Origin of the sequence: Paraburkholderia sp. GAS38, assembly GCF_050434965.1 — a bacterium.
Classification (GTDB): domain Bacteria; phylum Pseudomonadota; class Gammaproteobacteria; order Burkholderiales; family Burkholderiaceae; genus Paraburkholderia; species Paraburkholderia phenazinium_A.
Genome location: NZ_JBNDJO010000020.1, coordinates 35,522 through 61,862, shown reverse-complemented (window position 1 = coordinate 61,862; position 26,341 = coordinate 35,522). Strand labels below are relative to the sequence as shown.

At 63.6% G+C, this 26,341-nt stretch carries 28 protein-coding genes; 12 read left to right on the top strand and 16 right to left on the bottom strand.

Annotated elements, in window-relative coordinates; all coding sequences use genetic code 11:
* Positions 1-712 precede the first annotated feature (712 nt).
* Positions 713-1,480 (top strand): hypothetical protein, encoded by a 768-nt coding sequence (locus P3T42_RS33835; protein ID WP_429308447.1) that lies wholly within the window; start codon positions 713-715, stop codon positions 1,478-1,480.
* Between the two features lie 265 nt (positions 1,481-1,745).
* Here the strand turns inward: P3T42_RS33835 and P3T42_RS33830 are convergent, their stop codons facing one another.
* Positions 1,746-2,411, bottom strand: a complete 666-nt coding sequence (locus P3T42_RS33830; protein WP_429308446.1) for a LexA family transcriptional regulator — start codon at positions 2,409-2,411, stop codon at positions 1,746-1,748.
* A 132-nt stretch (positions 2,412-2,543) separates the two neighbouring features.
* Between P3T42_RS33830 and P3T42_RS33825 the strand changes: the two genes are divergently transcribed.
* From P3T42_RS33825 to P3T42_RS33815, 3 genes are all read left to right on the top strand, one after another.
* Entirely contained in the window at positions 2,544-2,993 is a 450-nt protein-coding gene (locus P3T42_RS33825; protein WP_429308445.1) for a hypothetical protein, read from the top strand.
* A gap of 90 nt (positions 2,994-3,083) precedes the next feature.
* Positions 3,084-3,515 carry a nuclear transport factor 2 family protein gene (locus P3T42_RS33820; protein ID WP_429308444.1) on the top strand — a complete coding sequence of 144 codons (432 nt, stop codon included), beginning with the start codon at positions 3,084-3,086 and terminating at the stop codon, positions 3,513-3,515.
* A 2-nt stretch (positions 3,516-3,517) separates the two neighbouring features.
* Positions 3,518-4,972, top strand: coding sequence for an MFS transporter (locus tag P3T42_RS33815; RefSeq protein WP_429308443.1), 1,455 nt, complete (start codon positions 3,518-3,520; stop codon positions 4,970-4,972).
* A gap of 54 nt (positions 4,973-5,026) precedes the next feature.
* Here the strand turns inward: P3T42_RS33815 and P3T42_RS33810 are convergent, their stop codons facing one another.
* Positions 5,027-6,205, bottom strand: coding sequence for a DSD1 family PLP-dependent enzyme (locus tag P3T42_RS33810; RefSeq protein WP_429308442.1), 1,179 nt, complete (start codon positions 6,203-6,205; stop codon positions 5,027-5,029).
* Positions 6,202-6,912: an HAD-IA family hydrolase gene (locus P3T42_RS33805; RefSeq protein WP_429308441.1), complete on the bottom strand. Its 711-nt coding sequence runs from the start codon at positions 6,910-6,912 to the stop codon at positions 6,202-6,204. Before P3T42_RS33805 ends, P3T42_RS33810 begins: the two co-directional genes overlap by 4 nt.
* Before the next feature lie 71 nt (positions 6,913-6,983).
* Between P3T42_RS33805 and P3T42_RS33800 the strand changes: the two genes are divergently transcribed.
* The gene (locus P3T42_RS33800) at positions 6,984-7,148 is read left to right on the top strand and encodes a hypothetical protein (RefSeq protein WP_171991724.1); all 165 of its coding nucleotides are present in this window, start codon (positions 6,984-6,986) and stop codon (positions 7,146-7,148) included.
* Positions 7,149-7,282: 134 nt separating this feature from the next.
* Here P3T42_RS33800 and P3T42_RS33795 read toward each other — a convergent pair whose 3' ends face one another.
* Entirely contained in the window at positions 7,283-7,513 is a 231-nt protein-coding gene (locus tag P3T42_RS33795; RefSeq protein ID WP_429308440.1) for a hypothetical protein, read from the bottom strand.
* Between the two features lie 326 nt (positions 7,514-7,839).
* Between P3T42_RS33795 and P3T42_RS33790 the strand changes: the two genes are divergently transcribed.
* Positions 7,840-8,016 carry a hypothetical protein gene (locus tag P3T42_RS33790; RefSeq protein ID WP_171991725.1) on the top strand — a complete coding sequence of 59 codons (177 nt, stop codon included), beginning with the start codon at positions 7,840-7,842 and terminating at the stop codon, positions 8,014-8,016.
* A gap of 452 nt (positions 8,017-8,468) precedes the next feature.
* Positions 8,469-11,762, top strand: a complete 3,294-nt coding sequence (locus tag P3T42_RS33785; protein WP_429308439.1) for an efflux RND transporter permease subunit — start codon at positions 8,469-8,471, stop codon at positions 11,760-11,762.
* Positions 11,763-11,845: 83 nt separating this feature from the next.
* Here P3T42_RS33785 and P3T42_RS33780 read toward each other — a convergent pair whose 3' ends face one another.
* The 5 genes from P3T42_RS33780 to P3T42_RS33760 all read right to left on the bottom strand — a co-directional run bounded on the left by P3T42_RS33780 (position 11,846) and on the right by P3T42_RS33760 (position 14,138).
* A complete protein-coding gene (locus tag P3T42_RS33780; RefSeq protein ID WP_074300460.1) occupies positions 11,846-12,370 on the bottom strand; it encodes a hypothetical protein in 525 nt (174 codons plus the stop codon).
* 26 nt (positions 12,371-12,396) lie between these two features.
* A complete protein-coding gene (locus P3T42_RS33775) occupies positions 12,397-12,756 on the bottom strand; it encodes a hypothetical protein (RefSeq protein WP_074300461.1) in 360 nt (119 codons plus the stop codon).
* A gap of 242 nt (positions 12,757-12,998) precedes the next feature.
* Complete coding sequence (locus P3T42_RS33770; protein WP_074300462.1) at positions 12,999-13,208, bottom strand: hypothetical protein; 210 nt, start codon at positions 13,206-13,208, stop codon at positions 12,999-13,001.
* 132 nt (positions 13,209-13,340) lie between these two features.
* Positions 13,341-13,709 (bottom strand): nuclear transport factor 2 family protein, encoded by a 369-nt coding sequence (locus P3T42_RS33765; RefSeq protein WP_074300463.1) that lies wholly within the window; start codon positions 13,707-13,709, stop codon positions 13,341-13,343.
* Positions 13,710-13,832: 123 nt separating this feature from the next.
* Positions 13,833-14,138, bottom strand: coding sequence for an NIPSNAP family protein (locus P3T42_RS33760; RefSeq protein WP_074300464.1), 306 nt, complete (start codon positions 14,136-14,138; stop codon positions 13,833-13,835).
* A 192-nt stretch (positions 14,139-14,330) separates the two neighbouring features.
* Here P3T42_RS33760 and P3T42_RS33755 point away from each other — a divergent pair, with 192 nt between their 5' ends.
* The 3 genes from P3T42_RS33755 (at position 14,331) to P3T42_RS33745 (ending at position 16,764) form a co-directional block, all read left to right on the top strand.
* On the top strand, positions 14,331-14,855 hold the full coding sequence (locus P3T42_RS33755) for an energy transducer TonB family protein (protein WP_429308438.1): 525 nt from the start codon (positions 14,331-14,333) through the stop codon (positions 14,853-14,855).
* Positions 14,856-15,115: 260 nt separating this feature from the next.
* Complete coding sequence (locus P3T42_RS33750; protein WP_074300465.1) at positions 15,116-16,423, top strand: MFS transporter; 1,308 nt, start codon at positions 15,116-15,118, stop codon at positions 16,421-16,423.
* A 143-nt stretch (positions 16,424-16,566) separates the two neighbouring features.
* The gene (locus P3T42_RS33745) at positions 16,567-16,764 is read left to right on the top strand and encodes a hypothetical protein (protein ID WP_429308437.1); all 198 of its coding nucleotides are present in this window, start codon (positions 16,567-16,569) and stop codon (positions 16,762-16,764) included.
* A 778-nt stretch (positions 16,765-17,542) separates the two neighbouring features.
* Here the strand turns inward: P3T42_RS33745 and waaC are convergent.
* On the bottom strand, positions 17,543-18,550 hold the full coding sequence (gene waaC / locus P3T42_RS33740) for a lipopolysaccharide heptosyltransferase I (RefSeq protein ID WP_074300467.1): 1,008 nt from the start codon (positions 18,548-18,550) through the stop codon (positions 17,543-17,545).
* A 219-nt stretch (positions 18,551-18,769) separates the two neighbouring features.
* On the opposite strand from waaC, the gene P3T42_RS33735 reads away from it, so the two are divergent.
* Complete coding sequence (locus tag P3T42_RS33735; RefSeq protein ID WP_074300468.1) at positions 18,770-20,176, top strand: chloride channel protein; 1,407 nt, start codon at positions 18,770-18,772, stop codon at positions 20,174-20,176.
* A gap of 372 nt (positions 20,177-20,548) precedes the next feature.
* Here the strand turns inward: P3T42_RS33735 and P3T42_RS33730 are convergent, their stop codons facing one another.
* The 6 genes from P3T42_RS33730 to map all read right to left on the bottom strand — a co-directional run bounded on the left by P3T42_RS33730 (position 20,549) and on the right by map (position 24,740).
* A complete protein-coding gene (locus tag P3T42_RS33730) occupies positions 20,549-20,860 on the bottom strand; it encodes a YXWGXW repeat-containing protein (protein ID WP_074301732.1) in 312 nt (103 codons plus the stop codon).
* Between the two features lie 244 nt (positions 20,861-21,104).
* Positions 21,105-21,359, bottom strand: a complete 255-nt coding sequence (gene minE / locus P3T42_RS33725; protein WP_074263652.1) for a cell division topological specificity factor MinE — start codon at positions 21,357-21,359, stop codon at positions 21,105-21,107.
* 14 nt (positions 21,360-21,373) lie between these two features.
* Positions 21,374-22,189: a septum site-determining protein MinD gene (gene minD / locus P3T42_RS33720; protein ID WP_006048490.1), complete on the bottom strand. Its 816-nt coding sequence runs from the start codon at positions 22,187-22,189 to the stop codon at positions 21,374-21,376.
* A gap of 92 nt (positions 22,190-22,281) precedes the next feature.
* Positions 22,282-23,130 (bottom strand): septum site-determining protein MinC, encoded by an 849-nt coding sequence (gene minC, locus P3T42_RS33715; RefSeq protein ID WP_074300469.1) that lies wholly within the window; start codon positions 23,128-23,130, stop codon positions 22,282-22,284.
* Between the two features lie 157 nt (positions 23,131-23,287).
* The gene (locus P3T42_RS33710; RefSeq protein ID WP_074300470.1) at positions 23,288-23,821 is read right to left on the bottom strand and encodes a GNAT family N-acetyltransferase; all 534 of its coding nucleotides are present in this window, start codon (positions 23,819-23,821) and stop codon (positions 23,288-23,290) included.
* A 133-nt stretch (positions 23,822-23,954) separates the two neighbouring features.
* Complete coding sequence (gene map / locus P3T42_RS33705; RefSeq protein WP_074300471.1) at positions 23,955-24,740, bottom strand: type I methionyl aminopeptidase; 786 nt, start codon at positions 24,738-24,740, stop codon at positions 23,955-23,957.
* Positions 24,741-25,251: 511 nt separating this feature from the next.
* Between map and P3T42_RS33700 the strand changes: the two genes are divergently transcribed.
* The gene (locus P3T42_RS33700) at positions 25,252-26,244 is read left to right on the top strand and encodes a ferritin-like domain-containing protein (RefSeq protein ID WP_074301733.1); all 993 of its coding nucleotides are present in this window, start codon (positions 25,252-25,254) and stop codon (positions 26,242-26,244) included.
* The last annotated feature ends 97 nt before the right edge of the window (positions 26,245-26,341 follow it).

Genomic DNA, 26,341 nt, shown 5'->3' with positions numbered 1-26,341 from the left:
CTGCTTCGCACTGCGGTCGCAATACCGCAAACAAGGTTAGCGAATCGAGCAGGCGGGGCGCAAGAAAATAAAAAAGCCACCGTCAGGTGGCTCTAACATTACTTTCGAAGACGCCGGTTGGTGCGCACGCGCTCCCTTTCGGCCCGCGCGCGAAACCAACGGTGCCGAACGTCTAATCTGACTTCTTCGCCTTTAGGTGGGAAAACGAGAACGTATTTCTCCCCGTCGCCCACTGCTCCGTCAAATACCGGCCGAAGATTCATACCGTGGGTGCTCTTTCAATGCCTTGTCGGTCTTGAATACAAATACCGGCTCCCGCATCTCCGCAGGAAAACCGCACGAACGAACCTGCGGCCTTGGCGCGAACGGTCTGGCGACAATGCCCGATTGGGGATGCCGCCACAAAAATTTGCTACGTCGCCTCATACGCCGAAAGAAACTCCTGGGATTCGAGCAATGTCCCGCCGTGACGACTCCGGCTCGAATGTCATGTGTCGCTCGTCGCGGCGGCAGAACATATAACAGCGCCGCGCATCAATCATCAGTTCTGCCAACCTACCTTCGCGGCGATGATACCGAAGCGGAAAACGAAGAAGGTCAAAATCCGTAAAACCTCAATCGGCGCTACTCGATAGTCGTTTTTCAGACTTTTCTCATATTTCTCGAGCAGGCTAATCGTTTATCTTGCCCAGGCAAAACACTCGGAGATAGAATGAAAAATAGCAGTCCTACGCTTATCCCGTCCTGCTCGTCGGTTCCGGATCGAACTGCAACCATTGAGGCAACAGCGACGGCAAGCACGGCCGAACTACCCGAACCCCTTACGCCCGCCGAATGCGACCTGCGCGACATCCCCTGCATGCCGCTCGATGTCGCCCGCCTGCGCGATTCCGACAGAGCTGCCGACGAAAGTCCAGCCGCGCGCTGGGCCGGCATCCTGCTGTGGTGCGCCGCGTGGCATCAGGTGCCGGCCGCGTCACTGCCTGACGACAACGAATGGCTCGCCAAGCGCGCGAATTACTGGCATCGCGGCAAGATCGACAAGGATTGGTCCGCCATCCGCGCGGGCGCACTGCGTGGCTGGATCAAATGCAGCGACGGGCGCTTGTACCACCCCGTCATCGCAGAAAAGGCACGCGCGGCGTGGAGTTCGAAACTCAAGCAGCGCTTCAAGACGCTGCGCGCACGCATCAAAAGGCGTGGCCAAAGACAGCACATCGAGTACGACGAACCCGATTTCGACGAGCGGCTGTCGTCAGGTTGTCCCCAAAGACATCCGCTGGCGCCTCCAGAGACCGGACCCCGAAGACAATGTTCTCCGGACGAAAAGAACGGCCCGCCAAGACAAGCCGGCGACGTACCCAGAGAAACACCGACCAAAGGAGCGAACGAAGTCACCCTTAGAACCATGGCGACTGACGGCGGCATAGAGGTGCACGTCCGCGCAAGCGCAGTCCCGAGGGTGAAGGCACCGCGATGAGCACCTCCGCCATTAACGACGTTGGTGACGAGGCGTCGCAACCACCCCAGGAAGCGGCCAACGGTTGACGACAGGCACGGCGCGCTTGCCCGAGAAGCATAGACGCAACGTCGTGCGTTCATGCAAGCGCGCTCCGAAAACGTCTGGTGCTGGCGTCAGATAGCAATTGGGTCGTCTCTCTTGCGTCGGACATTGACGCGACCACAAGAGTATAGAAAATCAATCGGCAAAAGTAAAGTTACCTATACTTTTGCCACCACATTCCTTACTCAGGCCGCCACATGGAGGCCTTCACAATCGCCGCGACGTAGTGCAACTGCTCGATCTCCGCATCCTCGAACGAGATCCGCCCATGCTCCTCGTTCACTGACATGAAGTATTTGCGACCATCACGAGAATAGAGGAAGGTCTTGATCATGACGCGACCGTCCACCGCCTTGACCAGGACCTCGTCGCCCGATTGGACAGCATGGTCGGGTTCGACGATCACGAACTCTCCGTCGCGGATGCGGGGCATCATGGAATCGCCCTTGCAGCGCAGCCCGTACGCCTTCTCCCTGGACGGAAACTCCAGATAACCATCGCCGTGCCCTACAGGGGATTCAATTTCAGCCCAAAAGCCTTTGTCGCCTAGCTGTGTCATGCCCACTACCGGAATGCGTTGTCTGCCGGGCAACGAGGTCGGGTCGAACTCGCTGCGCTGCCCGACTTCGGTCACCTTCTTCTCTCCTTTGCCCGTGATGAGCCACTTAACGCTGTAGCCGAACTTTTTCTCGATCGCCTCCGCGTACTCGAACCTCAATTTCTTGATGCGGCGGGACAACCATTGGTTGACAGTGCCTTTGGTAGCGCCGGCGGCATCAGCCAGTTCGGTCTGCTCGAGGCCAGTCTCGTCCAGGACGATCTGAATACGTTCGGGTAGGGTGCTCATGGAACAGGAATCTAAACTATACACGGTTTAGATAACTTTCATTTTTGAGTTTAGCTTTCTGCACTTAACTTTTCGCCATCCCAGCCGATATCACAGGTACGAGTTTCATCAGGACTCGTCTGGGAGACACACATGAAACTTCGTCCCCTCATCACTCTTCTCATTTCAGTCGCCATCGGCGCCTCCCCCGCCCTCGTCAACGCGCTGGCGTCCACCGATCCCGATGTCGCGTCCCTGCTCGGCGCCACGAAGCTTACGACCCTCCAGCAGACGAGCGGCAACGCGACGCTGTCCACGTCGATGGCGTCAGTCGGCGCGGATGTGCTGCGCGGCGCCACCGGTAACGTCGGCGTCAACATCGCCACCGGCGCGCTGAATGCGCAGGCCAATCAGATCGTGCTCGTCAGTTCGCCGTCCGCCGACGTCAACACGCTGCAGGATGCCCGCGCTACGGCCTCGGTCACCGGCGGCGGCACTGCCACGCTCGGCGCAGGCGCGTTGTCGCATGTGAGCGGCAATGTCGGCGTGAACATCGTGTCGGGCGCAGGCAACGTGCAATCGAACGCGCTCGTGATCCACTAAAGGCCGTCCGTATCGTTCGGTACGCGTCGAAGCATCCGGTCGGGGGGCAGCCTCAGACTGGAAGTCCTGCAACGACGACGGAAGCCGATCATGAGCGAGGCCACGCAAGCCGAAATTCGCTACATTTACGACCAATGGCACGACTCGGTCCAAAGGCGCGATCTGAACGCGCTAATGACGCTGTACGCCGACGACGCCGTCCTCGAAAGCCCGCTGATCCTCGCCACGTGGGCGGACCGGCAGAGCGGCATTCTGACCGGCAAAGCCGCAATCCGGGCGTTCTTCGACGCCGGTCTGCGCGCGCCGCCTAACGATCTGGGCCGCTGGTACCGCACCGGCACTTTCTTCTGCAACGGCCAGCAGCTCACCTGGGAATATCCGCGGCACACGCCGGAGGGTGATCAGGTGGATCTGGTCGAGATGATGGATATCGTCGGCGGACTGATCGTCCACCATCGGGTCTACTGGGGATGGGTCGGCTTCAGGTCGCTGCGCGTGGCACTCGCGAACGAGCACGCCTAGCCATGCCGCTCCCCATCAACGCCGCGGCAAGCTCTACCGCCGCCGCCATCTCGCGCCGGGTCCTCGCGGCCACCAGCATCAGCTACACCATCGTTCTGCTCGACGCCTCGATCGTCAACGTCGCGCTCGAACAGATCGGCAGCACGCTGCACAGCAACGTGACCGGCTTGCAGTGGATCGTCAACGCTTACACCTTGAGCTTCGCCAGCCTGCTGCTCACCGGCGGCACGCTCGGCGACCGGCTCGGCGCGAGAAACGTCTACGTGGCGGGTCTGGCGCTCTTCGCGCTGGCTTCGGCACTGTGCGGCATGGCGCCCGACCTGGCCACACTAACCATCGCCCGCGCCCTGCAAGGCATGGGCAGCGCAATGCTGGTGCCGTGCTCGCTGGCCCTGATCAATCGCGCCTTTCCCGACTCCGCCCAACGCGCCTCGGCGGTCGGCGTATGGATGGGCTGCGGCGGTATCGCGATGGCATCCGGACCACTCGTCGGCGGCATCCTGATCCACTGGTTCGGCTGGCGCAGCATCTTCACCGTCAACGTCCCGATCGCGCTGGCCGGTATCTGGCTGACACGCTCGATCGGTCGAAACGACGACGGCGTCGCCGCGCGTCGTCATTTCGACCTCGCGGGACAGGCGGCGGCAATCGTCGCGCTCGGCACGCTGATTGCCGTGCTGATCGAAGGCTCGCGGCTCGGCTGGCGTTCCACGCCTATCGCAATGGGAATGATGATTTGCGCTTCAGCCTGGGTGGCATTCCTGAGCATCGAGAAGCGCCGCGCGCATCCCATGCTGCCGCTCTCGTTCTTCAGGAGTCCGCTCTTTTCGGCGTCCACCGCTGTGTCGATGGCGTCTGCGTTTGTGTTTTACGGGCTGCTGTTTACGTTCAGCATCGCCTATCAGCAACAGCATGGCTTTTCGGCGCTTGAAACCGGACTGGCATTCCTGCCGATGACCGCCATGGTCGCCATCGGCGGTCTCGCGTCGCACCGGATCGTCGAGCGCTGCGGCCCGCGCGCTTCGATGTGTGCGGCGTTCGGGCTCTACGCCGCCGGATCGCTGGGTATGCTCGCCGCCACGCCGCACGCGCCCTACTGGATCGCCGTTGCGCCGATGCTGGCCATCGGCCTCGCCTCGGGCTTCGTTTCGCCCGCCGCAACCTCACCGGCCATGGGCACCGTCGAAAAACAACGCGGCGCCGTTGCAGCGGCGGTCCTCAATTCGGCCCGGCAAACCGGCGCTGCGTTGGGTGTGGCGATCTTCGGCGGCTTCATCGCTGCGGTGAAGCCGTTCGAGCTTGCCATGCAGGTGGCGCTCGGAAGCGCCGCCGCAGTCGCGCTCGCTGCCGGCCTGATCTGGTGGATTGCGGCAAGCGCGTTCAGTGTGGCCGGCGTGCGCCATAAGCCGACGTCGTCATCACAGCTTCAATCTGCAAAACGAAGTGAAGTGCGCTGACCGGGGCCACGGTGCCACAGAGCGGGCGTGTGTGCCAACGCATGCCCTTGTTGCTCACCAGCCGTGAAAACGACTCCACACGCTGATGGCGCCATCGCCGGATAGCGCGTGATACTCGGGAAACTGCGCGCCCGTCGCGCAGGCGTGATTCGGCACGATGCGCAGTTTCGTGCCGATCGGCAAGCGGGTCGCAATATCGTCCGTGGCGACGCCGGGCTCGCCGCTTGCGCTGTCACCCTCACCCACAGGCTGAGCAGGCGCCACGATCCCATGCTCCTGATTCGCACCGATCATCACGTAACCGTCCAATGGCGTACCGTCGAGCGCGCACACCTGACCATAACCATAGTCGTGTGCCTGCTTCGCCGTGCCGCGATCGCGGCTCATCGCCATCCATCCAGCGTCGACAATCGCCCATCCCTTCTCGCTCTGATGACCGATCACCGTGGTCAGCACGCTCAACGCAATCTCGCTCGTCTCGCATACACCAACGTTGCGCATCACCAGATCGAAAAACACGTAGACGCCCGCGCGCACCTCGGTGACGCCTTCAAGATGCTGCGCGCACAGCGCAGTCGGCGTCGAGCCGATACTCACTCCGGCGCACGGCAGGTTTGCGTCGCGCAGTCGCTGCGCGGCGCGCACGCACCCGGCGCGCTCCTGTTCAGCCAGCGCAACCAGCGCATCGAACGCGTTCAACTCGTAGCTTGAACCGGCATGCGTCATCACGCCGCCAATCTGCATGCCGTTGTCGTGCAAAAGAAGCGCGATCTCCAGCAACGCGTCGTCCTCTGGACGGATGCCTGAGCGATGACCGTCGGTATCGACTTCGATCCAGACCTCGAAGCGTTCGCCCTGCGCCTGACCGAATGCGGCGATCGCCCGCGCCGCGTCGGGATGGTCCACCAGCAGCTTGAGGTCGCAACCGGCCCGGCGTAATGCCAGCGCTCTAGGTAGCTTCGATGGAGCAATGCCGACCGCGTACAGGATGTCGGTGAAGCCGGCGGCGAAGAATTGCTCGGCTTCCTTGAGCGTCGACACGGTGATGCCGCGCGCACCCGCTTCGCGTTGCGCCCGGGCGACCTCGATGCATTTCGCTGTCTTCACGTGCGGCCGAAAGCGCACGCCGAGCGCATCCATACGCTGCTGCATGCGTGCGATATTGCGCAGCATGCGCGAGCGATCGATCAGCGCGGCCGGTGTGTCCAGGGTATCGAGGGAGTCGGTGGTCATAAGGCGTGTGGTACTTGTGAGGAAGTCGAGGTCGAAGCCGCGCCAAAGTTGCGCAGCCATGGAATAAGCGCATCGAGGTCCGGCGCTTCGATTTCCGCTGCCGGCGCGCCGTCGACCGCTCGCAATCCCACACGGTTATGCCAATAGGTGCGCAAGCCGAGCGCGCCCGTGCCGAACATGTCGTAGCTCGAACCAGCAACGAAAGCCGCCTCACTCGCCTGCAGACCCAACTGCTCGAGCGCAAGACGATAAGGCTGCGGATCCGGCTTATAGAAGCCTGCGTCTTGCGCGGTGACAATCACGTCCCAGTCGATCTCGAGGCGCGCCGCGGCAGCACGTCCTAACCGGGTCGAACAGTTGGTGACAACCGCCAAACGACAATGCGGCGCCAGTTCGCGCAAGGCCTCGCGTGCCCCGCTCCACGGCTGCAGATCGAGCCAGTTCGCTTCAAGCGCAAGCGGCGCGGACTCGGACAAACCGACATTCAGCGCCGCGCGCCGCACCAGCGTCTCGTAGTCGACGTACTCGCCGCAACCGTAGGTGAGCCGCAGATATTCGGCGCGCCAGGAGCGTCCGGCCGCCTCGGAGCCCGCAGCGGCATTCCACAGCGACCATGAATCCAGCAGCGCGGTCAGCAGATCGAACAGCACCGCTTTCGGCCAGCCGCCGCGCGCATGAAAAGTTTGGGGTGAAGGGTTCTCGTTCATGCCGCTGACTATAGAGCCACATCGATCGATGAAGGTTAAATCTCACCACACCCATCGTTAAACGGAATTGAATGATCGATCTTGCAACGCTACAAGGGGGAATGAAAAGTCAGGCAGTGCGAATGCGCAGCGGCGCAAGCCATGAAAGCAACGAAAGCGCGCCACCAAGTAAAACGCTCCGTGGCAAGGGCATGCTGCACCTCGTCACGGAGCGTAATAGCTGTAAGAGCTTATGAAACCCATTGTGCTGCATGCGCGGCTACACTGGATTCACCTCATCCCCCGTGAGGTATGTTGTGTGAATCTCCTCAGCTTGGCCCGCCCCGACCGGCGGGCTTTTTTCTGGTGCCGCGCCAACGAGCCCCGACGCTTACACGACCACCAGTGTCTGTTTCTCGCGCGCATCCGCGCAGCGGCAATTCAGATCGCGGTGTATGGCCTGGCTATCGAGCAAGGCCGATACGTCCGACAACCCCTGGTCAAAACGCAACACGTATTCGATATCGGTGTAGTCGTGATACGCGCCGCTGTCCGCCAGCTTGCGTGCTTCGGCGATGGCGGCACGCAGCCGCTCGCTTTGGGTCAAATCTCTGATCGCCATGTTTGCCGCTCCCGAGGAACAGTGACTCCATCATAGCAACGCCGCATGCGTTGCAAGGTAGCGCGCGCGCAACACCTGGGACTTTCCACAAGGACACCGTCGAACGAGCATGCGCTTTCGGCGCGACGCTGCATTCGTCAGACCACTAGAACGTAAGCATCTGTAAATAGGGCGCGCTCGCCTTGTCGCGGCGCACACAGCGTAGCCGCCCCACCGGCGGGATTCACGGCATCCGGTCCGTAATGCGCCGTCACACGACAACCCGGCCAGGCCAGAACGAACGCCACGGCGCGGGGCTCCAATCTACAAATAATGGAGGGATCATCATGCTCAGGGTAATCGCACTTATGGCGCTCGCGGCCAGTCTCGGTGGTTGCGTGGTCGCCCCCGCACCGTACGGCTATGGTTACGGCTACGCTCCGGCATACGGCTACTATGCGCCGCCGGCGGTCAACGTTGGGATCGGCGTAGGCGGTGGGTGGGGCGGCGGCTGGCATCGGTAAGCACGCGCAGTGTCGCCCTGTGGCGATGCGCCATGCCGTTTGATGCACCCCGCTTGATGCACTCCCGGTAGAAGGTAAAAAGAATGCCCGCACGAAGCGGGCAAAGAAAGACCTTCCACCGATGCCTCCTTGGGAGAGGCAACTGCAGTGTAGAAGGATTTAAGCGTTGCCGTGTTGCAGCCATGTTTCGGTCGATTACACCGGTGCGATCCGATCCGCATGCAGCTTCGGAACAATTTGCATACGGCGTGTGAAGCGTCGCGCAGCAATACCCAGGTTTTCATTACCGCGCGTGATCGACGCGGCACGCGGCGCTGATTTCGCGGGCTCGAAGCTGACAAATATTTCCCGGCTATTACCCCGTAACGGGGCGAAAAAGGCCGGTAACGCCCGAACGAGGTTGCTCCTCTAGCATCGACAGACGCTGCTCCGCCAGCCCCCTCCACCTGTCGATGAATCTCTCACGTCCCTTTATCGAACGCCCCGTTGCGACCACGCTGCTTTCGTTGGGCGTAGCGCTCGCCGGTGTCTTCGCGTTTATCAAGCTCCCTGTCGCGCCGCTGCCGCAGGTCGACTTCCCGACTATTTCCGTGCAGGCGAGCCTGCCGGGCGCGAGTCCCGATACGGTGGCCAACAGCGTCGCGAGTCCGCTTGAACGGCACCTCGGACAGATTGCCGACGTGACGGAGATGACGTCGCAAAGCACGGTGGGTTCCGCGCGCGTAACGCTGCAGTTCGGTCTGGATCGCGACATCAACGGCGCGGCGCGCGACGTGCAGGCGGCCATCAATGCCGCGCGCGCCGATCTGCCATCCAGCCTGCGCAGCAATCCGACCTATCACAAGGTCAATCCCGCCGACGCGCCGATCCTGATTCTCGCGCTCACCTCGCACACGCTGCCGCGCGCGAAGCTCTACGATCTGGCCTCGACGATCCTCGCGCAATCGTTGTCGCAATTGCCGGGCATCGGCGAGGTCGACGTCAACGGTTCGGCCAATCCGGCGGTGCGCGTCGAGCTGAATCCGACAGCGCTCTATCACTACGGCATCGGCCTCGAAGACGTACGGGCCGCGCTCGCCTCGGCGAACGCCAACAGCCCCAAAGGCACCATCGAAAGTTACGGTCAGCGCTATCAGCTCTACGCCAACGATCAGGCGCGCATCGCGGACCAGTACAAGGATCTGATCGTCGCGTATCGTAACGGCGCGGGGGTCAAGCTCTCCGACGTCGGCGAGATCGTCGATTCGGTCGAGGACCTGCGCAACCTCGGCCTCGCGCGCAACAACCAGCCGGCCGTGCTGGTGATGCTGTACCGTCAGCCGGGCGCCAATATCATCAGCACCGTGGACAGCGTGCGCAAGCAGATCGAGCAACTGAAGCCCGCGCTGCCCGCCGACGTCGACGTGATCGAAGCATCCGACCGCTCCACGACGATCCGCGCCTCGCTGCGCGACACGGAGGCGACGCTGATTATCGCGGTGGGCCTCGTGATCCTCGTCGTGTTCGTCTTCCTCGGCAGCGCACGCGCGGCGCTGATTCCGAGCGCGGCCGTGCCGGTGTCGATCGTCGGCACCTTCGGTTTCATGTACCTGTTCGGCTATTCGATCGACAACCTCTCGCTGATGGCGTTGACCATCGCCACCGGCTTCGTGGTCGACGACGCGATCGTCGTGCTGGAAAACATCGCCCGCCACATGGAGGCCGGCATGCCGCGCATGCAGGCGGCGCTGCTCGGCGCACGCGAGGTGGGCTTTACGGTGCTGTCGATTTCGATCTCGCTCGTCGCGGTGTTCATCCCGATCCTGCTGATGAGCGGCATCATCGGACGCCTGTTCCGCGAATTCGCGGTGACGCTGTCGCTCGCCATCGCGGTGTCGCTGGTCGTCTCGCTGACCACCACGCCCGTGATGTGCTCGCGCCTTTTGCGGACCGCCGGACCGAAGACGTCCACCCGCCTCGGCCGCGTCTTCGCCGTGCCGTTGCAGCGTCTGAACGACGGCTATGCCCGCTCGCTCGAATGGTCGCTGCGCCATCCGTTTCTGCTGCTCATGACGCTGCTCGTCACGATGGCGCTGAACGTATTCCTGTACGTGACGATTCCCAAAGGGTTTTTCCCGCAGGAAGACACGGGGCGCCTGACCGGCGGCATCCAGGCCGACCAGAGCACCTCGTTCCAGGCGATGGAACCGAAGCTCAGACAGGTCATGAAAATCATCGGCGACGATCCGGCCGTGGAAAACGTGGTCGGCTTCACCGGCGGCAGGCAGACCAATACCGGTTCCGTTTACGTGGCGCTCAAGCCGCTGTCACAACGCAGCGAAACCGCCGACGAGGTGATCGCCCGGCTGCGCCCGAAGCTCAATGCCGTGCCGGGCGGCCGGCTGTTTTTGCAATCGGTGCAGGACATCCGGGTCGGCGGCCGGCAAAGCAACGCGCAGTATCAGTTCACGCTGCTCGGCGATTCGACCGCCGAGCTCTACACATGGGCACCGCGCCTCACGCAGGCGCTGCAAAACGTGCCCGAACTGGAGGACGTCAACTCGGATCAGCAGCAAGGCGGTCTGGAAGCGGATGTGGATATCGATCGCGGCACCGCCGCGCGTCTGGGCATCACGCCGGCGCAGATCGATAACACGCTCTACGACGCGTACGGCCAGCGGCTCGTGTCGACGATCTATAACCCGCTGAACCAGTACTACGTCGTGATGGAAGTCGCGCCGCGCTATTGGCAATATCCGCAGACGCTCGACGAGCTGTACGTCAGCACCTCGGGCGGCACGCCGAGCGGCACGCAGTCGACCAATGCCGTGGCGGGCACGGTCTCGACGCCGACGAGCCCGGCCAGTTCCAGCACCTCCAGCACCGCGAGCACGGCAACCACCGCGGCTGCGATCGCCACCGACTCGGCGCGCAATCTCGCGATCAATTCGCTGGCGGCCAGCGGCCATTCCAGCGCCTCGGCAGGCGCCTCGGTCAGCACCGCGCTGGAGACCATGATTCCGTTCAGCGCCTTCGCCCGCTGGAACCCGGGCCATACGCCGCTCGGCGTCAATCACCAGGGCAACTTCGTCGCCACCACGATCTCGTTCAATCTGCCGCCCAACGAACCGCTCTCCACGGCAGTCGCCGCGATCGATCGAACCATGGCCGAGATTCGCATGCCGGGTTCGATTCACGGCGGCTTTCAGGGCACGGCGCGCACCTTCCAGCAATCGCTATCGGACGAGCCGCTGCTGATTCTGGCGGCGCTCGCAGCCGTGTATATCGTGCTCGGCATCCTCTACGAAAGCTACGCCCACCCGCTGACGATTCTCTCGACGTTGCCCTCGGCAGGCGTCGGTGCACTGCTCGCGCTGATGGCGTTCCATGTCGAATTCACGGTGATGTCGCTGATCGGCGTGATCCTGCTGATCGGCATCGTCAAGAAGAACGCCATCATGATGGTGGACTTCGCCATCGACGCCGAGCGTGACGGCATGACGCCGCGCGATGCGATCTATCGCGCCAGCCTGATGCGCTTCCGGCCGATCATGATGACGACCTGCGCCGCGCTGCTCGGCGCGCTACCGCTCGCCTTCGGCCACGGCGAAGGTGCGGACCTGCGCAGGCCGCTGGGTATTTCGATTGTCGGCGGCCTGATTGTCAGCCAGTTGCTCACGCTCTACACGACGCCGGTGGTGTATCTGTACATCGACCGCCTGCAGTCCTGGATGCGCTCGCGGGGTCGGCACCGCGCGCCGGCCTGAAACCCCGGCCCCAATGACAACGCGGCTGCCGTTGGAAGCGGCAGCCGCGTGCGGGTCAAACACCTACGCCAAGCTCGATCCGGTCAATACGAGCCGGGCGGAGGCGGCGGCGGCGAACCCGGCGGCGGGGGCGGCGGCGCGGTCACGTAACCGCCACCATCCGAGGGCTGAATGGTGCGCATGCGGCCCTGCACCGGGATCCGGTCGCCGTTCGCATACATGCATTGCAGGTACGCATAGTCGTAGCGGCGCTGGACGTCGTAAGCCGACCCTTGCGCAGCGCCTGCGCCGAACAGGGTACCCGCCAGCAGGCCGGCACCGGCGCCAACCGCCGCGCCGCTACCGCCGTTGAAGGCAGCACCCGCTGCCGCACCGAGCGCCGTGCCGACCACCGCGCTACCCACTGCGCTGTTGGTCGCCGCCTGATTGGTCGTGGCCCCACCCACCTGCTGGAAGGCGAATTGCCGGCACGAGTTATCGTCCGCGCGGAACTGGTCGAAAGTCTTGCCGGTACCCGGCAGCGCCATGACGCTAGGGCCGGGAGGCATGACCGAACACGCCCCGAGAACACTCAGCGAGGCGATCAAAGCTAACCTTGAATATTTCATTTGCTTCTCTTTGCGGTAATGCGTTTTTAATTTGCAGGGCCCTGCGACTGCTGCGCAGGCACCGGACGCCAACCCGACGAGCAGGACTTCACATACGGGTAGTAAGTTTTAGAGTCGTCGCAGTAATACCAGGTGCCGCTCTGCTGCCCAGGCGCCGCCTGCGCCGGAGCCGCGCCATACTGGCCCTGCTCCACGTACTCCTGCGGTTCGGCCGGAACCGGCACCGGCACGGCGACCGCCGGCGGATACGGGTAGTAGGCCGGCCCCCAAGGGTAGTAATACCCGCCCCCGCCGATGTAGACCCCCACATGCGCTGCATGTGCCACGCCGCTCGCACAGACCATCACGGCGGCTGCCACTCCGAGCAAGATATTCAACCTTTTCACAACACTCTCCACGACAGAAACCGGCACCGAACTGGTGTCCCAAAGTACTACTGAACGCTATTCCACTCTGATCCGCAATACAATTACTTAAGACCTTGCGTATTTTTCAACTCATTACATCGCAAGGTGTTTGTCATCAAGAGGAAAGCAGGATTTGTTCCGCAACGCCCCATGGGCGGCCATCTTACGGGCAAGCCGGCACTGCGGGGATGGCAGACGTGCGATGCGGCGCCGAAGCGTCCCTATTGCAAGCGGCCGCCGTCCAGATGCAAGCGCTGCAACAACTCGCGGCCACGCCGGGTCAACTGCAGCGTCGAGCCGTCACGGTCCTGCGTGCGTACTTCGACCAGCTCATAGTGGCGCAACGCAAGCACATCAGGATCGAATTCTTCCATATGCCGTCCGGTATCCCGGAGCAACATGAGCGTCGCGAGTTCGTGATGGCTCAGCATCCGACACCTCCGTTGGTAAATGCATGGGCGATGTCGACATCCTAGTGAGCCAGAACGACACTTTGGCTACCGCGTTGTTTCGCGCGTTTACGCGGTTACATCTCCAAGGCGTACGCGCTCGCTGCGGCACGCCTAACCGGCGCGATCGAGCGTACGGCTGCCGGCGATCACCCACGCCCGTGCGATACGCTCCGCCTCCACCTCGTAGATCATCAGCATGTCGATCTGGCCGGGTCCTTCCGGGAAGGTGCGGGTCACCCGTTCGTGGTCCACGATCCGATTGCCCATTACCATGCGGTTAAGTAGCGCGGCGTGGAGATTGGGTTCCTGCAGACGCGCGGCCATGCGTTCGCGCACCGCGGCAGCGCCGCTGGCGAGCAGCGTCGCGGGATGCTCGAATAACTGGGCATCATCCGCGTAGGTGGCGATCAGCGCGTCGAGATCGCGCGCGTTGTAGGCGTCCAGTTGGCGCTGGACTACGGCTTCAGGGGAAAGCGGCATGGGAGGTTCGTGCGAAAGGCGAAAGGTGATGGTTGAAGACAACGCATAGCGGCGCGTGCGCTTTGCGTTACGGGAATGAGGCTGCGCGGCGGCCGTCTCGCCGGCATCCCGGCAAGAGGCGGCCTACTCGAACACCGGGCGGAAAAAACTCCGTTCGTAACTGACGATGCAGCGCGTTTGCTCGGCGTAAGCGAACGCGGCCTGACAGGCTGGATCGTCGAAGGACTTGTTGCGGTATTCCTCGTAGAGCGCCAGCGAAGGAAAGGTAAACATCGCCAGCGCCACGTTGCTGATGCCTTCCGACGGCAGGAAATAGCCGTGATGCCGGCCGCCGAATTTTTCGACGAGCGGAATCCACAGCTTGCCGTAATGCTCGAACTCCTTGAGCTTGTAGGGATCAATGATGTAGCGAAGGTAGCAGGTAATCATCGTTGAGGTTCCTGTGTGCTTATGAGTGGCTTTCCGGTGACGCAGGCCGTCGGGTACGCCGTGGTTTGCAGTACTGGACTGCAGCAGGCGATAGTAAGCCAGTTCGCGCGCTAGCACAGGGCCAATGCTGATTGAAACCTGGCGGGTTTTGACTACCATGAAGACACGTCCTGCTCTCGAGCTTCTCCTGCGATGCTCACCCGCACACGCCACCTCCGTCGCATGACATCGGCCCACGGCTCGTGGAGGTCGCGCGTACGCGGCACGACGCTCATGCTTGCTGTCGCGCTGGCGACGGCCGCCTGCACCTTTACGCCACCGGACCGGCCGCTGCTCATCACACCACCGGCCGCGGTGAACAGCGCAACGCTCGATCAATACCGCATCGCCGTTGCACGACGCATCCTCGACCGCAATCCGTCGTACGTGCTGCAAGGCACGCTGCAGCCGATGCTGCGTTCGCTGGTGGTGGTCTCCTTCACGGTCGACCGCGACGGCCAGGTCTTGCAATCCGCCGTGTATCGCACCAATGGCGACGACGAAGCCGAAAGCACCGCGCTCGCGACCCTGCGGCGCGCGTCGCCGCTACCGCAACCGCCCGCCAGGCTGCTCAACACGCACGGCCAGGTCGAGCTGTTCGAGGATTGGCTGTTCAACGACAACGGCAAGTTCCAGCTGCGCGAGTTCGCCTCGCCGCAAGCGCAGACCATCGACTGAAAGCAGGTCCCGCACGCGCACGCTATAATTTTCCGATCCCAAGCCGGAACCCTCCGGCACGGCTGTCGCCGCCCGCTCACCCGCCGGCGCCGCACAGCCCGCCCCTCGCGTCGCCGCGCCACCCGCGCGCCTTGCACCGCGCTGTCCGGCCGTCGAGCGCTGCGGCGCACACGAAAGCAGAAAGCAAACACAATACGATGCTGCACGAGTACGCCGCCCACCGGGCGCGTCACGCTGCATCACGAAACTGGAGACCTTGAATGTCCACTTCGCCGATTTCCGCGAGCCAGCCCGAGGCAGCCGGCCAAAACAGCAGTTCGCGGATCATCTTCGCAAGCTTCATCGGCACTGCGATCGAGTTCTACGATTTCTATGTCTATGCGACGGCCGCCGCGCTCGTCATCGGACCGGTATTCTTCCCGCATGGCTCCGCCACCGCACAGGCGCTCTCCGCATTCGTCACCTTCGGCATTGCGTTCGTCGCGCGCCCGATCGGCTCGTTCCTGTTCGGCCACTTCGGCGACCGCATCGGCCGCAAATCGACCCTCGTCGCCTCGCTGCTGGTAATGGGCGTCTCGACCACGCTGATCGGTTTCGTGCCGGGCTATAACGCGATCGGCAGCCTCGCGCCGATCCTGCTGTGCATCCTGCGCTTCGGCCAGGGGATCGGCCTGGGCGGCGAATGGGGCGGCGCGGCGCTGCTCGCCACCGAAAACGCCCCAGCCGGCAAGCGCGGCTGGTTCGGCATGTTCCCGCAACTCGGACCGTCGATCGGCTTTCTGGCCTCCAACGGCCTGTTCTTCGGCCTCGCGCTTTCGCTGTCCGACGAGCAGTTCCGTAGCTGGGGCTGGCGCGTGCCGTTCATCGTCAGCGCGGTGCTGGTCGCGCTCGGACTGTACGTGCGGCTGAAGATCGCCGAGACGCCGGCCTTCCGTGCCGCCATCGAACGCGAAGAGCGGGTGCGCGTGCCGATCGCGACGCTCTGCTCGCAATACTGGCGGCCCACGCTGCTCGGCGCACTCGCCATGGTGGTCTGCTACACGCTGTTCTACAACGCGACCACCTTCTCGCTCTCGTATGGCGTGTCGGTACTGCACATTCCGCGTCAGAGCTTCCTCGGCCTGCTGTGCGTCGCGGTGCTGTTCATGGCGCTCGCCACGCCGCTCGCCGCCTGGGCCAGCGACCGCTATGGCCGCAAGCCGGTGCTGATCGTCGGCATCCTCGCGGCGATCCTGTCGGGCTTCACCATGGCGCCGCTGCTCGGCAGCGGTTCCATGCCGCTCGTGCTGCTGTTCCTCGTGATCGAACTGTTCCTGATGGGCGTGACCTTCGCACCGATGGGCGCGCTGCTGCCGGAGCTGTTTCCCACTCACGTGCGCTATACCGGTGCAGGCGTGTCGTACAACCTGGGTGGGATTCTCGGCGCGTCGGTAGCGCCGTACATTGCCCAGGTGCTGGCCGCGCATGGCGGCCTGACGTGGGTCGGCGCCTACGTGTCGATCGCCGCGGCCGTCAGTCTGTTCGGTGTGCTGTGCATGCGCGAAACGCGCGACACCCGCTTGATGTAAACGCAAACCCGGTATGGGCTGCCCGCGGCGCAGATGCGTGGGCAGTCTCGCCTGCCCTCCTCACCTCGCCGACCTGCGCCCCCTGGTGCGTTTCCCCTCTTGCACGGCTTTTTGGCTTGCTTATACTCAAGTCACCTACCCCAATGAGCCAGGAGGTCACAGTGAGGCTATATCTCCAGAACTCAGACGTCGTGATGATCATTGCGCTGGCACTGCTGTGCTCGCTGCTACTGGCCATCCGTTTCCGCCCTTCCAGCTGGAAAGCCATCATGCTGGAAGCGCTCGCCGCCAACGCGGCGGCCATCGTCGCGGTGGTGGCGTTCGAATTGATGCTGAGCTAAGCCTCCTGCCGTCTTCGGACTGGCTCGAAGGCAAGCCCGTTGCTTGTGTGAGCTGCGCAGGCAAGCGTCGCACATCCGGCTCGCGCGGACTGTGCGACGGATTGCCTTCTGCCCCATCTGAAGCCCTTGCCTCCCGCGCTGCGCAAGGCTAGCGCATGCTACGACTCCCCGTGTTGATCAGTAGTAGTACCCATGATGGTAATAGCCCCCGCCGTAGTAACCCGGCGCCGGTGCGATCACACAACCACCCAGCGCGGCAGCCAGCAGCGCGCCTGCAATCAAAGTTAGCGTCAAGCGTTTCACGTTCTTCTCCAGTCGTTTCAGTGTTATTCGAGTGCACCTCGAATGATGTTGATTGGACACGAAGCGGCCCGGCGAGGACGTTGCATTTTGTAAGCGATGATAAGCACGGCGTTACAGGTTTCGCGGCTCGCGCAGGGCTGGGCAGGCGGTAAAGTCGTCGCAGCGGCAGCGCCATAAGCCGATGCCGTGTGTAAGCCGCGCGCGGGCCGCCAACCAAAAGCGACACTTTTAACAGCCGTGTAATGCGGCGATACCGCGCTACTACCCGCCGGCCCGCGCAAGCACTCACTGGACGCGGCATGACGACGGCGATTGAACTCGCCGTGCCGCACGCAGTCTCTATCGATGCAGTTCTGTTGTGTTCATTGCAGGATCCTCTCCGCCCGTCGTTCCCCGACGCGGGCGTTTTTAGAGGCGTGCCGCGGCGGCGCCCATTAGCCTGGGCGGACTGTGCGCCACGCCTTTTTTCTTTTGCTCAGAGGTGCGAGGCCGAATGCGTCGACGCAGGGGCGGCGAGCGGGTCGCTGTGGACGTAGTCGATGGCCTGCAAGGCTTCGCTCACCGGCGGCACGGAATGACCGTCGCCAATGGAGACCGAGCGATGCGGCGCTTCAATGCCGAAGTGAGAACGCGAGGTCGCGACAAAGATCATCACCGTGCGCTTTTGCAGCGCATGCGCGACGTGGACAAAACCGGTGTCCGTCCCGATGACGAGCGAGCACGCGTCGATCATGTGGGCGATCTCGGTCACGCTCATCTGCGGCAAAACGGTGGCGCCCGGTACCTGCGCCGCGATAGCCTCCGCTTCCTCGCGCTCGCGGGGCGAGCCCCACGGCAGCACGATGCGAAAGCCGCGCCGCACCAGTTCGTTGGCAACGGCGGCCCAATGCGCGACCGGCCATTTCTTGTCTTCTTTGGAGGTGGCGTGAAACAGCGCCGCTACGGGTGCATCACCCGCCTCGAAGGTCGCGGTGGGTAACGCGGGCAGCTTCAGATCGTAGACGGCCTGTCCTTCCGGCTCAAAGCCCAGCGCCTCGCCGACGCTGATACGCATGCCTTGCCACGCGTTGCCGGGCGGACGCGGGCCGACGCGGCTCGTGTAGGCAAACGCGGCGCCACGCTCGCCGAGATCCTTGTTGCGATAGCCGAAGCGGCGCGACGAGCGGGCCAGAAAGGCGATGATCGCGCTCTTGTAGACGCCCTGGATATCGATGATGGCGTCGTAGCGGTAGGCCCGCAATTCGCCGATGGAGGCCGCAATCGCCTTGAAGTCGGCCCAGCGGCGCGCCTTTTTGAAGCGGCGCAGCGGCGCGCACAATACGCGGTCCACGGCCTGGCTCCAGTGAACCACTTCGGCAAACGCCTCGTCTGCGGCCCAGTCGACCTGCACCCCCGGAAATGCCCGCTTGATGTCGGCAATGACCGGCAGGGCCTGCACAATATCGCCTAGTGAAGTCACCTTGACGATAAGAATTCGCTTCATTAATTAGCCCGTCACAGTATCGGTCGCAGCGCTATTTTAGCTGACCGTGCTTTGATCTTATACACGCGGCGGCGGATTTGCTGCAGCGCGGCCCGCCAGGGCGGACGGCGGATTATCGCTCAGTCGGGCTACCTGTCACATTTATTTCAATCTGCTTTCGCACGGTCGGCCGCCGCGATCGATCGCTATAATCGGGTCTTTGCCTGAGCCATCCCTCTCATGCGGGCATTCCCACCTCTGTCCTCCAGCGTCGCCCGACGCACGCGCCGCCTGTGGCGCCAATACGGTGTGTTCTGGCTCGGCGCGATCGCCGTCGGCCTTGTCGCGGTGCTTTACGCCCGGCTGATCGACTTCGGCTACAGCGAATTCCGCGCCATGCAGCACCGCCATATCTGGCTGCCGCTGTTCGTGACGCCGGCTGTCGCCGCGCTCTCGGTATGGCTCACACGGACCTTCTTTCGCGGCGCGGAAGGCAGCGGCATTCCGCAAGTGATCGCCACGCTGCACGCCAAACCCGGCGAATACGGTGCGCGCCTGCTGTCGTTCCGGATCCTGTTCGGCAAGATTCTTGTGTCCTTCCTCGCCATCCTCGGCGGCTTTACGATTGGCCGCGAAGGACCGACCGTACAGGTGGGCGCCGCACTGATGTTCAACCTGCGGCGCTTCTACCCGCGCTCGAACGCGCAGATCGAGCGGCAGCTCGTGCTGGCCGGTGCCTCGGCGGGTCTGTCGGCGGCGTTCAACACGCCGCTGGCGGGGATCGTGTTCGCCATCGAGGAGCTCACCCGCAGTTTCGAGGCCCGTGCGAGCGGCGTGCTGATTACCGCGATCATCATCGCGGGGGTGATCGCGCTTGGGCTGAACGGCAACTACACGTATTTCGGCACCATCGAGATCGGCACGCACTTCCCTGATCTGCTGGCGGTGGCCATTGTCCTCACGGCCATCGTCACCGGCATTGCCGGCGGCTTCTTTTGCTGGCTGCTGCTCAACACCGCGCGCTGGATCCCGGCGCCGCTGCGCAAGCTGCATAGCGAGCGGCCGGTTGCGTTTGCCGCCCTGTGCGGGCTGGCGATTGCGCTGGTCGGCCTGATTTCCGGCGGCGTCACTTTCGGCAGCGGCTACGCCGAAGCACGCGGCCTGCTCGACGGGCGCGAGCAGCTGTCGGTGTTCTATCCGTTCCTGAAGATGATCTCGATGGTCGGCTCGTACCTGCCGGGCATTCCGGGCGGCATTTTCGCGCCGTCGCTGTCGATCGGCGCGGGCTTCGGCAATCTGCTGCACATGGTGTTCGGCAGCATGCAATTGCAGATGCTGATCGCGCTCGCCATGGTGGGTTATCTGGCCGCGGTGACGCAGGCGCCGATTACGTCGTTCGTGATCGTGATGGAAATGATCAACGGCCACGCGCTCGTGATCTCGCTGATGGCGACCGCGCTGATCGCCAGCCGGGTCTCGCGTCTCTTTGCGCCGCCGCTGTACGAGGCGCTATCGCAGCGCTATATGGCGCCCTTGCCGCAACCGGCGCCCGCGCCGGTCCCGGAAGTGCCCGAAGCGCTGATCGACGATGAACCGCAAGCAGACGAGGCCAACGCAGCGGATGAAGCCAACGCGCCGCCCCGCTGATTGGCGAAGCCGCGCGCCGCGTCGTTCACGCGCTCCGTGCGCGCGACGCTCGCATCGTCAACCGTCCGCTCAATAGATCACGACAGGCGCCGGTCGGACGTACACCGGCCGTCCCGGCACCACGACGCAGCCGGCCAGCGTGATCGCCAGCAAAACGATCGCCAATAGATTCCGTTTCATTTCTACTCTCCGCGAGCGCGCAGACAGCCGGCACACCGATGGCGCGCGGCGTGACTGTGTACTCAGTGTCTGGATGGTGGGCGGGCCGTAGCGGGCCCGCTGCGCGGCGTTTGGACACACTCGACGGTGTGCCCTCACGCAGCGCTCAGATAGCGCTGGCGCGCTGCCGACGCAACGCGCCGCCGATGAGGCTTAGGCCCAGTGCCCTTCGACCCAGTGGTAATTCGGACCGTGTGCGACCCAGTGGCCGGGCACCCAGTGATAGCCGACGCGCTCGGGCTGCCAGTGACCCGGCACCCAGACGTAGCGGCCATGGTCCCAGCGCCAGTGACCGTGATCCCACACATAGCCCACGCGCGGTGCCGGCATGGCTTCGTAGCGCACCGGCGGCGGTGCCGACGGCGCAATCACGACGACTTCTTCAGCGGATGCCGAACCGACGACCGAGGCGCCCGCGGCGATCAACACAGCCTGAGCGAGCAGCAAGCGAAAGGTTTTATTCATATTCTCCTCTTGAGTAAAGGCGCCGGTGAAGGCGTTACCCATTTAATGCGCGAGACGCCGTTTTGGCTGACGTGGCACACGTAACGCGCGGCACGCAAGTGCAACGGAATATTTCGCGCGCGCGACGGCGCGGGTCGTTAGATGGGGAGGAGCAAAGCGGAGGGAAGGACATCACAATTCGCGCACCCATCGCCATCAGGCAACGGGTGCGCGACACAACTCATGCAGACCGCCCTTGCGGGACTCAGGCCTGCGGAATTTCGATCTTGACCTCGAGTACTTCAAGGTCGTCCTGGCGCTCGAGACTGACGCGAATATCCTCATCGGAAATCTTCACGTACTTGGAAATCACAGCGACGAGTTCGCGTTGCAACGCAGGCAGATAATCGGCGGGCGCATGGCCGCCGGCGCGCTCATGCGCGATGATCAACTGCAGGCGTTCCTTCGCTATTGACGCGGACTTCTTCTTCTCGCCCAGCAAAAACGAAAGAATCGACATTACGTGCGCTCCCCTTACTTGGTGCCGAAGAGGCGCTGCAGGAGGCCTGGCTTCTGGTAATCGGTAAAGCGAAGCGATTTCTGCTCGCCGAGGAAACGCGACACGACATCCTTGTAGGCTTCGGCGACATCCGTGCCGTCCAGGTGCACGGCCGGCAAGCCCTGGTTCGACGCATGCAGCACGGCTTCCGATTCCGGAATCACGCCGATCAGGTCGATACGCAGGATTTCCTGGATGTCGGTCAGCGACAGCATCTCGCCTTCGCTGACGCGCTTCGGGTTGTAGCGCGTGATCAGCAGGTGCTCCTTGATCGGCTCCTTGCCTTCGATCGCACGCTTGGTCTTCGACGACAGAATGCCCAGAATGCGGTCCGAGTCGCGCACCGACGACACTTCCGGATTCGTCACGATCAGCGCTTCGTCGGCGAAGTGCATGGCCAGCAACGCGCCCGATTCGATACCGGCCGGCGAATCGCAAACGATAAATTCGAAGTCCATCGCGATCAGGTCGTTGATGACCTTTTCGACGCCTTCCATCGTCAGCGCGTCTTTGTCACGCGTCTGCGAGGCCGGCAGGATGAACAGGTTCTCGCACTTCTTGTCCTTGATCAGCGCCTGGTTCAGGTTGGCTTCGCCCTGGATCACGTTGATCAGGTCGTACACCACACGACGCTCGCAGCCCATGATGAGGTCGAGGTTACGCAGGCCGACGTCGAAGTCGATCACGGCCGTCTTGCTGCCGCGCAACGCGAGGGCCGATGCAAAACTCGCGCTCGTGGTCGTCTTGCCCACGCCACCCTTGCCCGATGTCACCACAATGATTTTTGCCATTACCCTTACCCTGTGTTCGTCAAATTCGTTCAAATAAGTCCCGCGGCAGCCCGTATCGGGCACGCGCCGGGCACGGCGCGCGCAACGGATAGTCAGGTGAGCCGCAGCGGTTCAATCATCAGCTTTTCTTCATCGAGCCAGATCTGCACCGGCTTGCCGAGTACGTCAGGCGGCAGCGGTGTCTCGGTCGTACGGTAGATACCGGCGATCGAGATCAGTTCCGGCTCCAGACACGTGCAGAAAATGCGCGCGTCGTGGTTGCCTTGCACGCCGGCCAATGCCCGGCCGCGCAACGGCGCGTAAATATGGATGTTGCCTTCGGCGATCACTTCGGCACCGTAGCTCACAAGGCCGAGCACCACCAGGTCGCCCTTGGCGTAGATGCGCTGGCCGGAGCGCAGCGGCTTGTCCACCACCGTGGTCTGCGACGAGGTGACGAGCTTCGCGGCGTCGCCTGCGGCTCCCGCCTGGCCGCCCGAAGCCGGCCCCGCTGCCACCACCTCGACGGCGGATGCCGGCGCGTCCATCGGCAATTCGCCCTGCACCGGCGCGGCGCCTTCGGCGCTTCCGCTACTCTCCGCGGCCGGAGCGTCCTCTTCCGCCGCCGCTTTGGCGCTTGCGCCGCGCCGGTCGCGCGCTTCGAGCAACGGCAAGGCGGACTCGGCGGCCCAGCCTTGCTGCGGATTCGCCACCACGCCCACCGGGCGCATGCGCACGCTGTCGAGCAGCGCCGCGATCTCGGCGAGCGGCACGCGCTCGTCGTCGGCGAGGCGCCGCACGTCGATGGCGACGACGTCGTTAGCGAAAAATTCGGGGGTCGCCTCGAAGCGCCGGGTCAGTTCGGCACGCATGGCGTCGAGATCGATGGTCTTGACCACGAACAGGAGCGTGTCGACACTGCCACTGCGGAGTTCGAAATATGGCGATTTCTTGGGCGACATAGCGTTCGGCAAAAAATTTTGCGTATTTTACAGGCGTCCACGCGAGGAGCCAGTATTTTCGGCGATGGGAATGAACGCCGCGCCCCAACGAGAGGCGGCAGACGCTGCAGCAGCGCGGGAAGACAGGGAGCGGCGCCCGGCGGGACCGCTCGCCGGATCACTGGGAGGAGGCTTGCGAGGCGCGCTGCACGTGGCGCACCAGCAGGCTTTCCGACTGGTCGGGCCAGCGCGCCGTGCGGGCATGCTCGCCGGTCGGGCCAAAACCGAGGCGCTCGTAGAAACGCATGGCGTTGCGATTGGCGTCGGCCACCCACGCGTAGATTTCCTCGGCGCCCGCACCGGCCAACCACTCGCTGGCGGTATTGACGAGCAACTCGCCGCCACGCAGATGACGCACCGCCGGCGCCACCCACAGCTCGCCGACAAAGGCGCGGCGCGCCGCGCTGTCTTCGAAATGGGCTTCGATCAAGCCGGCGGGGTGCCCCTCGGTGTACAGGATGAACGACGTAGCCGCCTTCGAGACCGCGTGGTCCGCCGCGGTGACATCGAAGGTTGCGGCGTCGACCGAGAGGGCGTCCTCGAGCGTCTCACCGAAGGCATAGGGCGCCTCCCGCAGCGACGCAGTACGGAGTTCGCGTAAAACTGCGCCCTGATCAGCGGCGATGCGGCGAACGGTCAATGACGGACTCATGCAGACGAAAACCCCTTGTAACACTAAGGCGTAGCTTTAACCGAACCGGCGCGCGAGTCAAATCCTTATTTTGGCGATTTGTGCGCAGACGGCCTTGACGGCGGCCGCTTATGGCCGGCCCCTCATTGGCCGCTCAGGGCGCCTCGTAACGGCCCGTACCGTCCGGCCAGGGCGTCAGCAGCTCGAAACCGTCTTCCGTGACGGTGACCATATGCTCCCACTGGGCCGACAGGGAACGGTCCTTGGTGACCACCGTCCAGCCGTCGCGCAGGACGCTCGTACCGGCGCGGCCGGCGTTGATCATCGGCTCGATGGTGAACACCATGCCCGGCCTCAGACGCACGCCCTGCCCCGGCTGGCCGTAGTGCAGCACCTGCGGATCTTCGTGGTAGACCTTGCCGATGCCGTGCCCGCAGTAGTCGCGCACGATCGAGAAACCGTCGCGCTGCGCGACCTTCTGGATGGCATGGCCGACGTCGCCGAGCGTCGCGCCAGGCTTCACTTCGCGGATGCCGGCCAGCATCGCCTCGTAGGTCGTGTCGATCAGTTGCCGCGCCACCGTGCTCGGCTGGCCGACGCAATACATGCGGCTCGTATCGCCGAAGTAGCCGTTCTTGATCACGGCCACGTCGATATTGACGATGTCGCCGTCCTTGAGGATTTCGGCCCGGCTCGGGATGCCATGGCAGACCACCTGGTTGACCGAGGTACACACCGTCTTCGGAAAGCCCAGGTAGCCGACGTTTGCCGGAATCGCTTTCTGCGTATTGACGATGTAGTCGTTGCACAGCGCGTCGAGGTCGTCCGTCGAGACGCCGGCCTGCACGTGTTCGCCGATCATCGCGAGCACGTCGGCGGCGAGCCGTCCGGCAATGCGCAGCGCGGCGATGTCCTCGGGAGTCTTGTAGGTAATGGCCATGAAATCAAGGGCGGTTCGTGAGCGCGTGGCGGGCAGGCCGCGACTTGCGCTCGTGTGCGGAAAGGCAAACTGGCTGAAATACAAGGCGGCGCAGAGCGCTCGCGCAAGCCTCCAAACCGGTCGTCGATCAGGGAATTGTACAGAGGATGGCGGCAGGACCCACACCAGGCCGGCCAACGCCCTCTTCGAGCGCGTGTGACGACGGCATCGCAAGCGCTCGCGAAACAGCGTGACGCGACGCCTCGGCACGCGGTGAATTCGCCCGTTCGCGCCTGAATTGCTGCAGGTGCACGCAAATATCTTTTGTGCGCGCTGCATCCATGCGCGGATTCGGATCGTAAAGTGCGTTGAGGACTCGCCTCTTCTGCGTTGCGACCAGATTCTTCATTGAGGAGCGATGCGTCTTCGTGTCCGCGATTTGCGCCAGTGCATCGCGTCAGTTGTCCTGTTGTGTACGCGTTTGCGTCGCGAATGGCGTGGCTTTCCTGTGATCTATCTGAGGAGCACGGTCATGTCCGAACAGTCAGAAAAGTCTCAACGTAATTCAGCAGAACTAATCGATACATTTGACCGCCGCGTCGAACGGCGCAAGCAACGTCGGCAATTTTTTCGCAACGCCGGCGGCCTCAGCCTGGGACTCGTGGGCGGCACGCTGATCAGCGCGTGCGGCGGCGGCTCCGGCGGCTCGTCGATGGCCCAGACGGCCGCGCCCACTGACGAAGAGATTCTCAACTTCGCCCTCAACCTCGAGTACCTCGAAGCCCAGTTCTATACCTATGCGACGACGGGCAGCGGCCTACCGGCCAGCATGCTGAGCGGCGTCGGCACGCAGGGCACCGTGATGGCCGGCGCTCAGGTGCCGTTCCAGGACCCGGCGGTGCAGGCCTACGCCAATGAGATCGCGAACGACGAACGCGAGCACGTGGCCTTCCTGCGCAGCGCGCTCGGGTCGGCGGCGGTCGCCATGCCGTCCATCGACGTGAGCGGCACCAATCCGAACGGCGCCTTCTCGGTAGCGGCGCGCGCCGCGGGCCTGGTCGCAGCGGGCGTGGCCTTCGACCCGTATGCGAGCGACAACAACTTTCTGCTCGGCGCGTTCATCTTCGAGGACGTCGGCGTCACCGCCTACAAGGGCGCCGCACCGCTGCTCGCGAGCAAGACCTTCCTCACCGCTGCCGCCGGCATTCTCGCGGCCGAGGCGTATCACGCCGGCATCGTGCGCACGACGCTGTATGCGAAAGGGCTCGACACGGCGAGCCTGATCACCGCGGCCAATGCGATCTCCGCGGCACGCGACAGCCTCGATCAGGTCGGCAACGACGACCAGGGCATCAGCGGCGCCACAGCGGGTACGTCGAACATCGTGCCGCTCGACAGCAACGGCCTCGCCTTCGGACGCAGCTATTCGGACGTGCTCAACATCGTGTACCTGACCAGTACGGCAGCGGTGAAGGGCGGCTTCTTCCCGAACGGCGTGAACGGCGTGCTCAACATGAGCGCGTGATGCCGGCCTGAACGCGGTATCGGGAATCCCGGCGACGGATGATCGCGACGGCGCTCGCGGTCCCGCTGGCCGGCCCTCCTCCACACCAACGCCTGAC

What these genes read in the sequence shown, in the direction of transcription:
- P3T42_RS33835 (WP_429308447.1), top strand. Translation starts at nt 713, where the DNA reads ATGAAAAATAGCAGTCCTACGCTTATCCCGTCCTGCTCGTCGGTTCCG.
- P3T42_RS33830 (WP_429308446.1), bottom strand. Translation starts at nt 2,411, where the DNA reads ATGAGCACCCTACCCGAACGTATTCAGATCGTCCTGGACGAGACTGGC.
- P3T42_RS33825 (WP_429308445.1), top strand. Translation starts at nt 2,544, where the DNA reads ATGAAACTTCGTCCCCTCATCACTCTTCTCATTTCAGTCGCCATCGGC.
- P3T42_RS33820 (WP_429308444.1), top strand. Translation starts at nt 3,084, where the DNA reads ATGAGCGAGGCCACGCAAGCCGAAATTCGCTACATTTACGACCAATGG.
- P3T42_RS33815 (WP_429308443.1), top strand. Translation starts at nt 3,518, where the DNA reads ATGCCGCTCCCCATCAACGCCGCGGCAAGCTCTACCGCCGCCGCCATC.
- P3T42_RS33810 (WP_429308442.1), bottom strand. Translation starts at nt 6,205, where the DNA reads ATGACCACCGACTCCCTCGATACCCTGGACACACCGGCCGCGCTGATC.
- P3T42_RS33805 (WP_429308441.1), bottom strand. Translation starts at nt 6,912, where the DNA reads ATGAACGAGAACCCTTCACCCCAAACTTTTCATGCGCGCGGCGGCTGG.
- P3T42_RS33800 (WP_171991724.1), top strand. Translation starts at nt 6,984, where the DNA reads ATGATCGATCTTGCAACGCTACAAGGGGGAATGAAAAGTCAGGCAGTG.
- P3T42_RS33795 (WP_429308440.1), bottom strand. Translation starts at nt 7,513, where the DNA reads ATGGCGATCAGAGATTTGACCCAAAGCGAGCGGCTGCGTGCCGCCATC.
- P3T42_RS33790 (WP_171991725.1), top strand. Translation starts at nt 7,840, where the DNA reads ATGCTCAGGGTAATCGCACTTATGGCGCTCGCGGCCAGTCTCGGTGGT.
- P3T42_RS33785 (WP_429308439.1), top strand. Translation starts at nt 8,469, where the DNA reads ATGAATCTCTCACGTCCCTTTATCGAACGCCCCGTTGCGACCACGCTG.
- P3T42_RS33780 (WP_074300460.1), bottom strand. Translation starts at nt 12,370, where the DNA reads ATGAAATATTCAAGGTTAGCTTTGATCGCCTCGCTGAGTGTTCTCGGG.
- P3T42_RS33770 (WP_074300462.1), bottom strand. Translation starts at nt 13,208, where the DNA reads ATGCTGAGCCATCACGAACTCGCGACGCTCATGTTGCTCCGGGATACC.
- P3T42_RS33765 (WP_074300463.1), bottom strand. Translation starts at nt 13,709, where the DNA reads ATGCCGCTTTCCCCTGAAGCCGTAGTCCAGCGCCAACTGGACGCCTAC.
- P3T42_RS33760 (WP_074300464.1), bottom strand. Translation starts at nt 14,138, where the DNA reads ATGATTACCTGCTACCTTCGCTACATCATTGATCCCTACAAGCTCAAG.
- P3T42_RS33755 (WP_429308438.1), top strand. Translation starts at nt 14,331, where the DNA reads ATGCTCACCCGCACACGCCACCTCCGTCGCATGACATCGGCCCACGGC.
- P3T42_RS33750 (WP_074300465.1), top strand. Translation starts at nt 15,116, where the DNA reads ATGTCCACTTCGCCGATTTCCGCGAGCCAGCCCGAGGCAGCCGGCCAA.
- P3T42_RS33745 (WP_429308437.1), top strand. Translation starts at nt 16,567, where the DNA reads ATGAGCCAGGAGGTCACAGTGAGGCTATATCTCCAGAACTCAGACGTC.
- waaC (WP_074300467.1), bottom strand. Translation starts at nt 18,550, where the DNA reads ATGAAGCGAATTCTTATCGTCAAGGTGACTTCACTAGGCGATATTGTG.
- P3T42_RS33735 (WP_074300468.1), top strand. Translation starts at nt 18,770, where the DNA reads ATGCGGGCATTCCCACCTCTGTCCTCCAGCGTCGCCCGACGCACGCGC.
- P3T42_RS33730 (WP_074301732.1), bottom strand. Translation starts at nt 20,860, where the DNA reads ATGAATAAAACCTTTCGCTTGCTGCTCGCTCAGGCTGTGTTGATCGCC.
- minE (WP_074263652.1), bottom strand. Translation starts at nt 21,359, where the DNA reads ATGTCGATTCTTTCGTTTTTGCTGGGCGAGAAGAAGAAGTCCGCGTCA.
- minD (WP_006048490.1), bottom strand. Translation starts at nt 22,189, where the DNA reads ATGGCAAAAATCATTGTGGTGACATCGGGCAAGGGTGGCGTGGGCAAG.
- minC (WP_074300469.1), bottom strand. Translation starts at nt 23,130, where the DNA reads ATGTCGCCCAAGAAATCGCCATATTTCGAACTCCGCAGTGGCAGTGTC.
- P3T42_RS33710 (WP_074300470.1), bottom strand. Translation starts at nt 23,821, where the DNA reads ATGAGTCCGTCATTGACCGTTCGCCGCATCGCCGCTGATCAGGGCGCA.
- map (WP_074300471.1), bottom strand. Translation starts at nt 24,740, where the DNA reads ATGGCCATTACCTACAAGACTCCCGAGGACATCGCCGCGCTGCGCATT.
- P3T42_RS33700 (WP_074301733.1), top strand. Translation starts at nt 25,252, where the DNA reads ATGTCCGAACAGTCAGAAAAGTCTCAACGTAATTCAGCAGAACTAATC.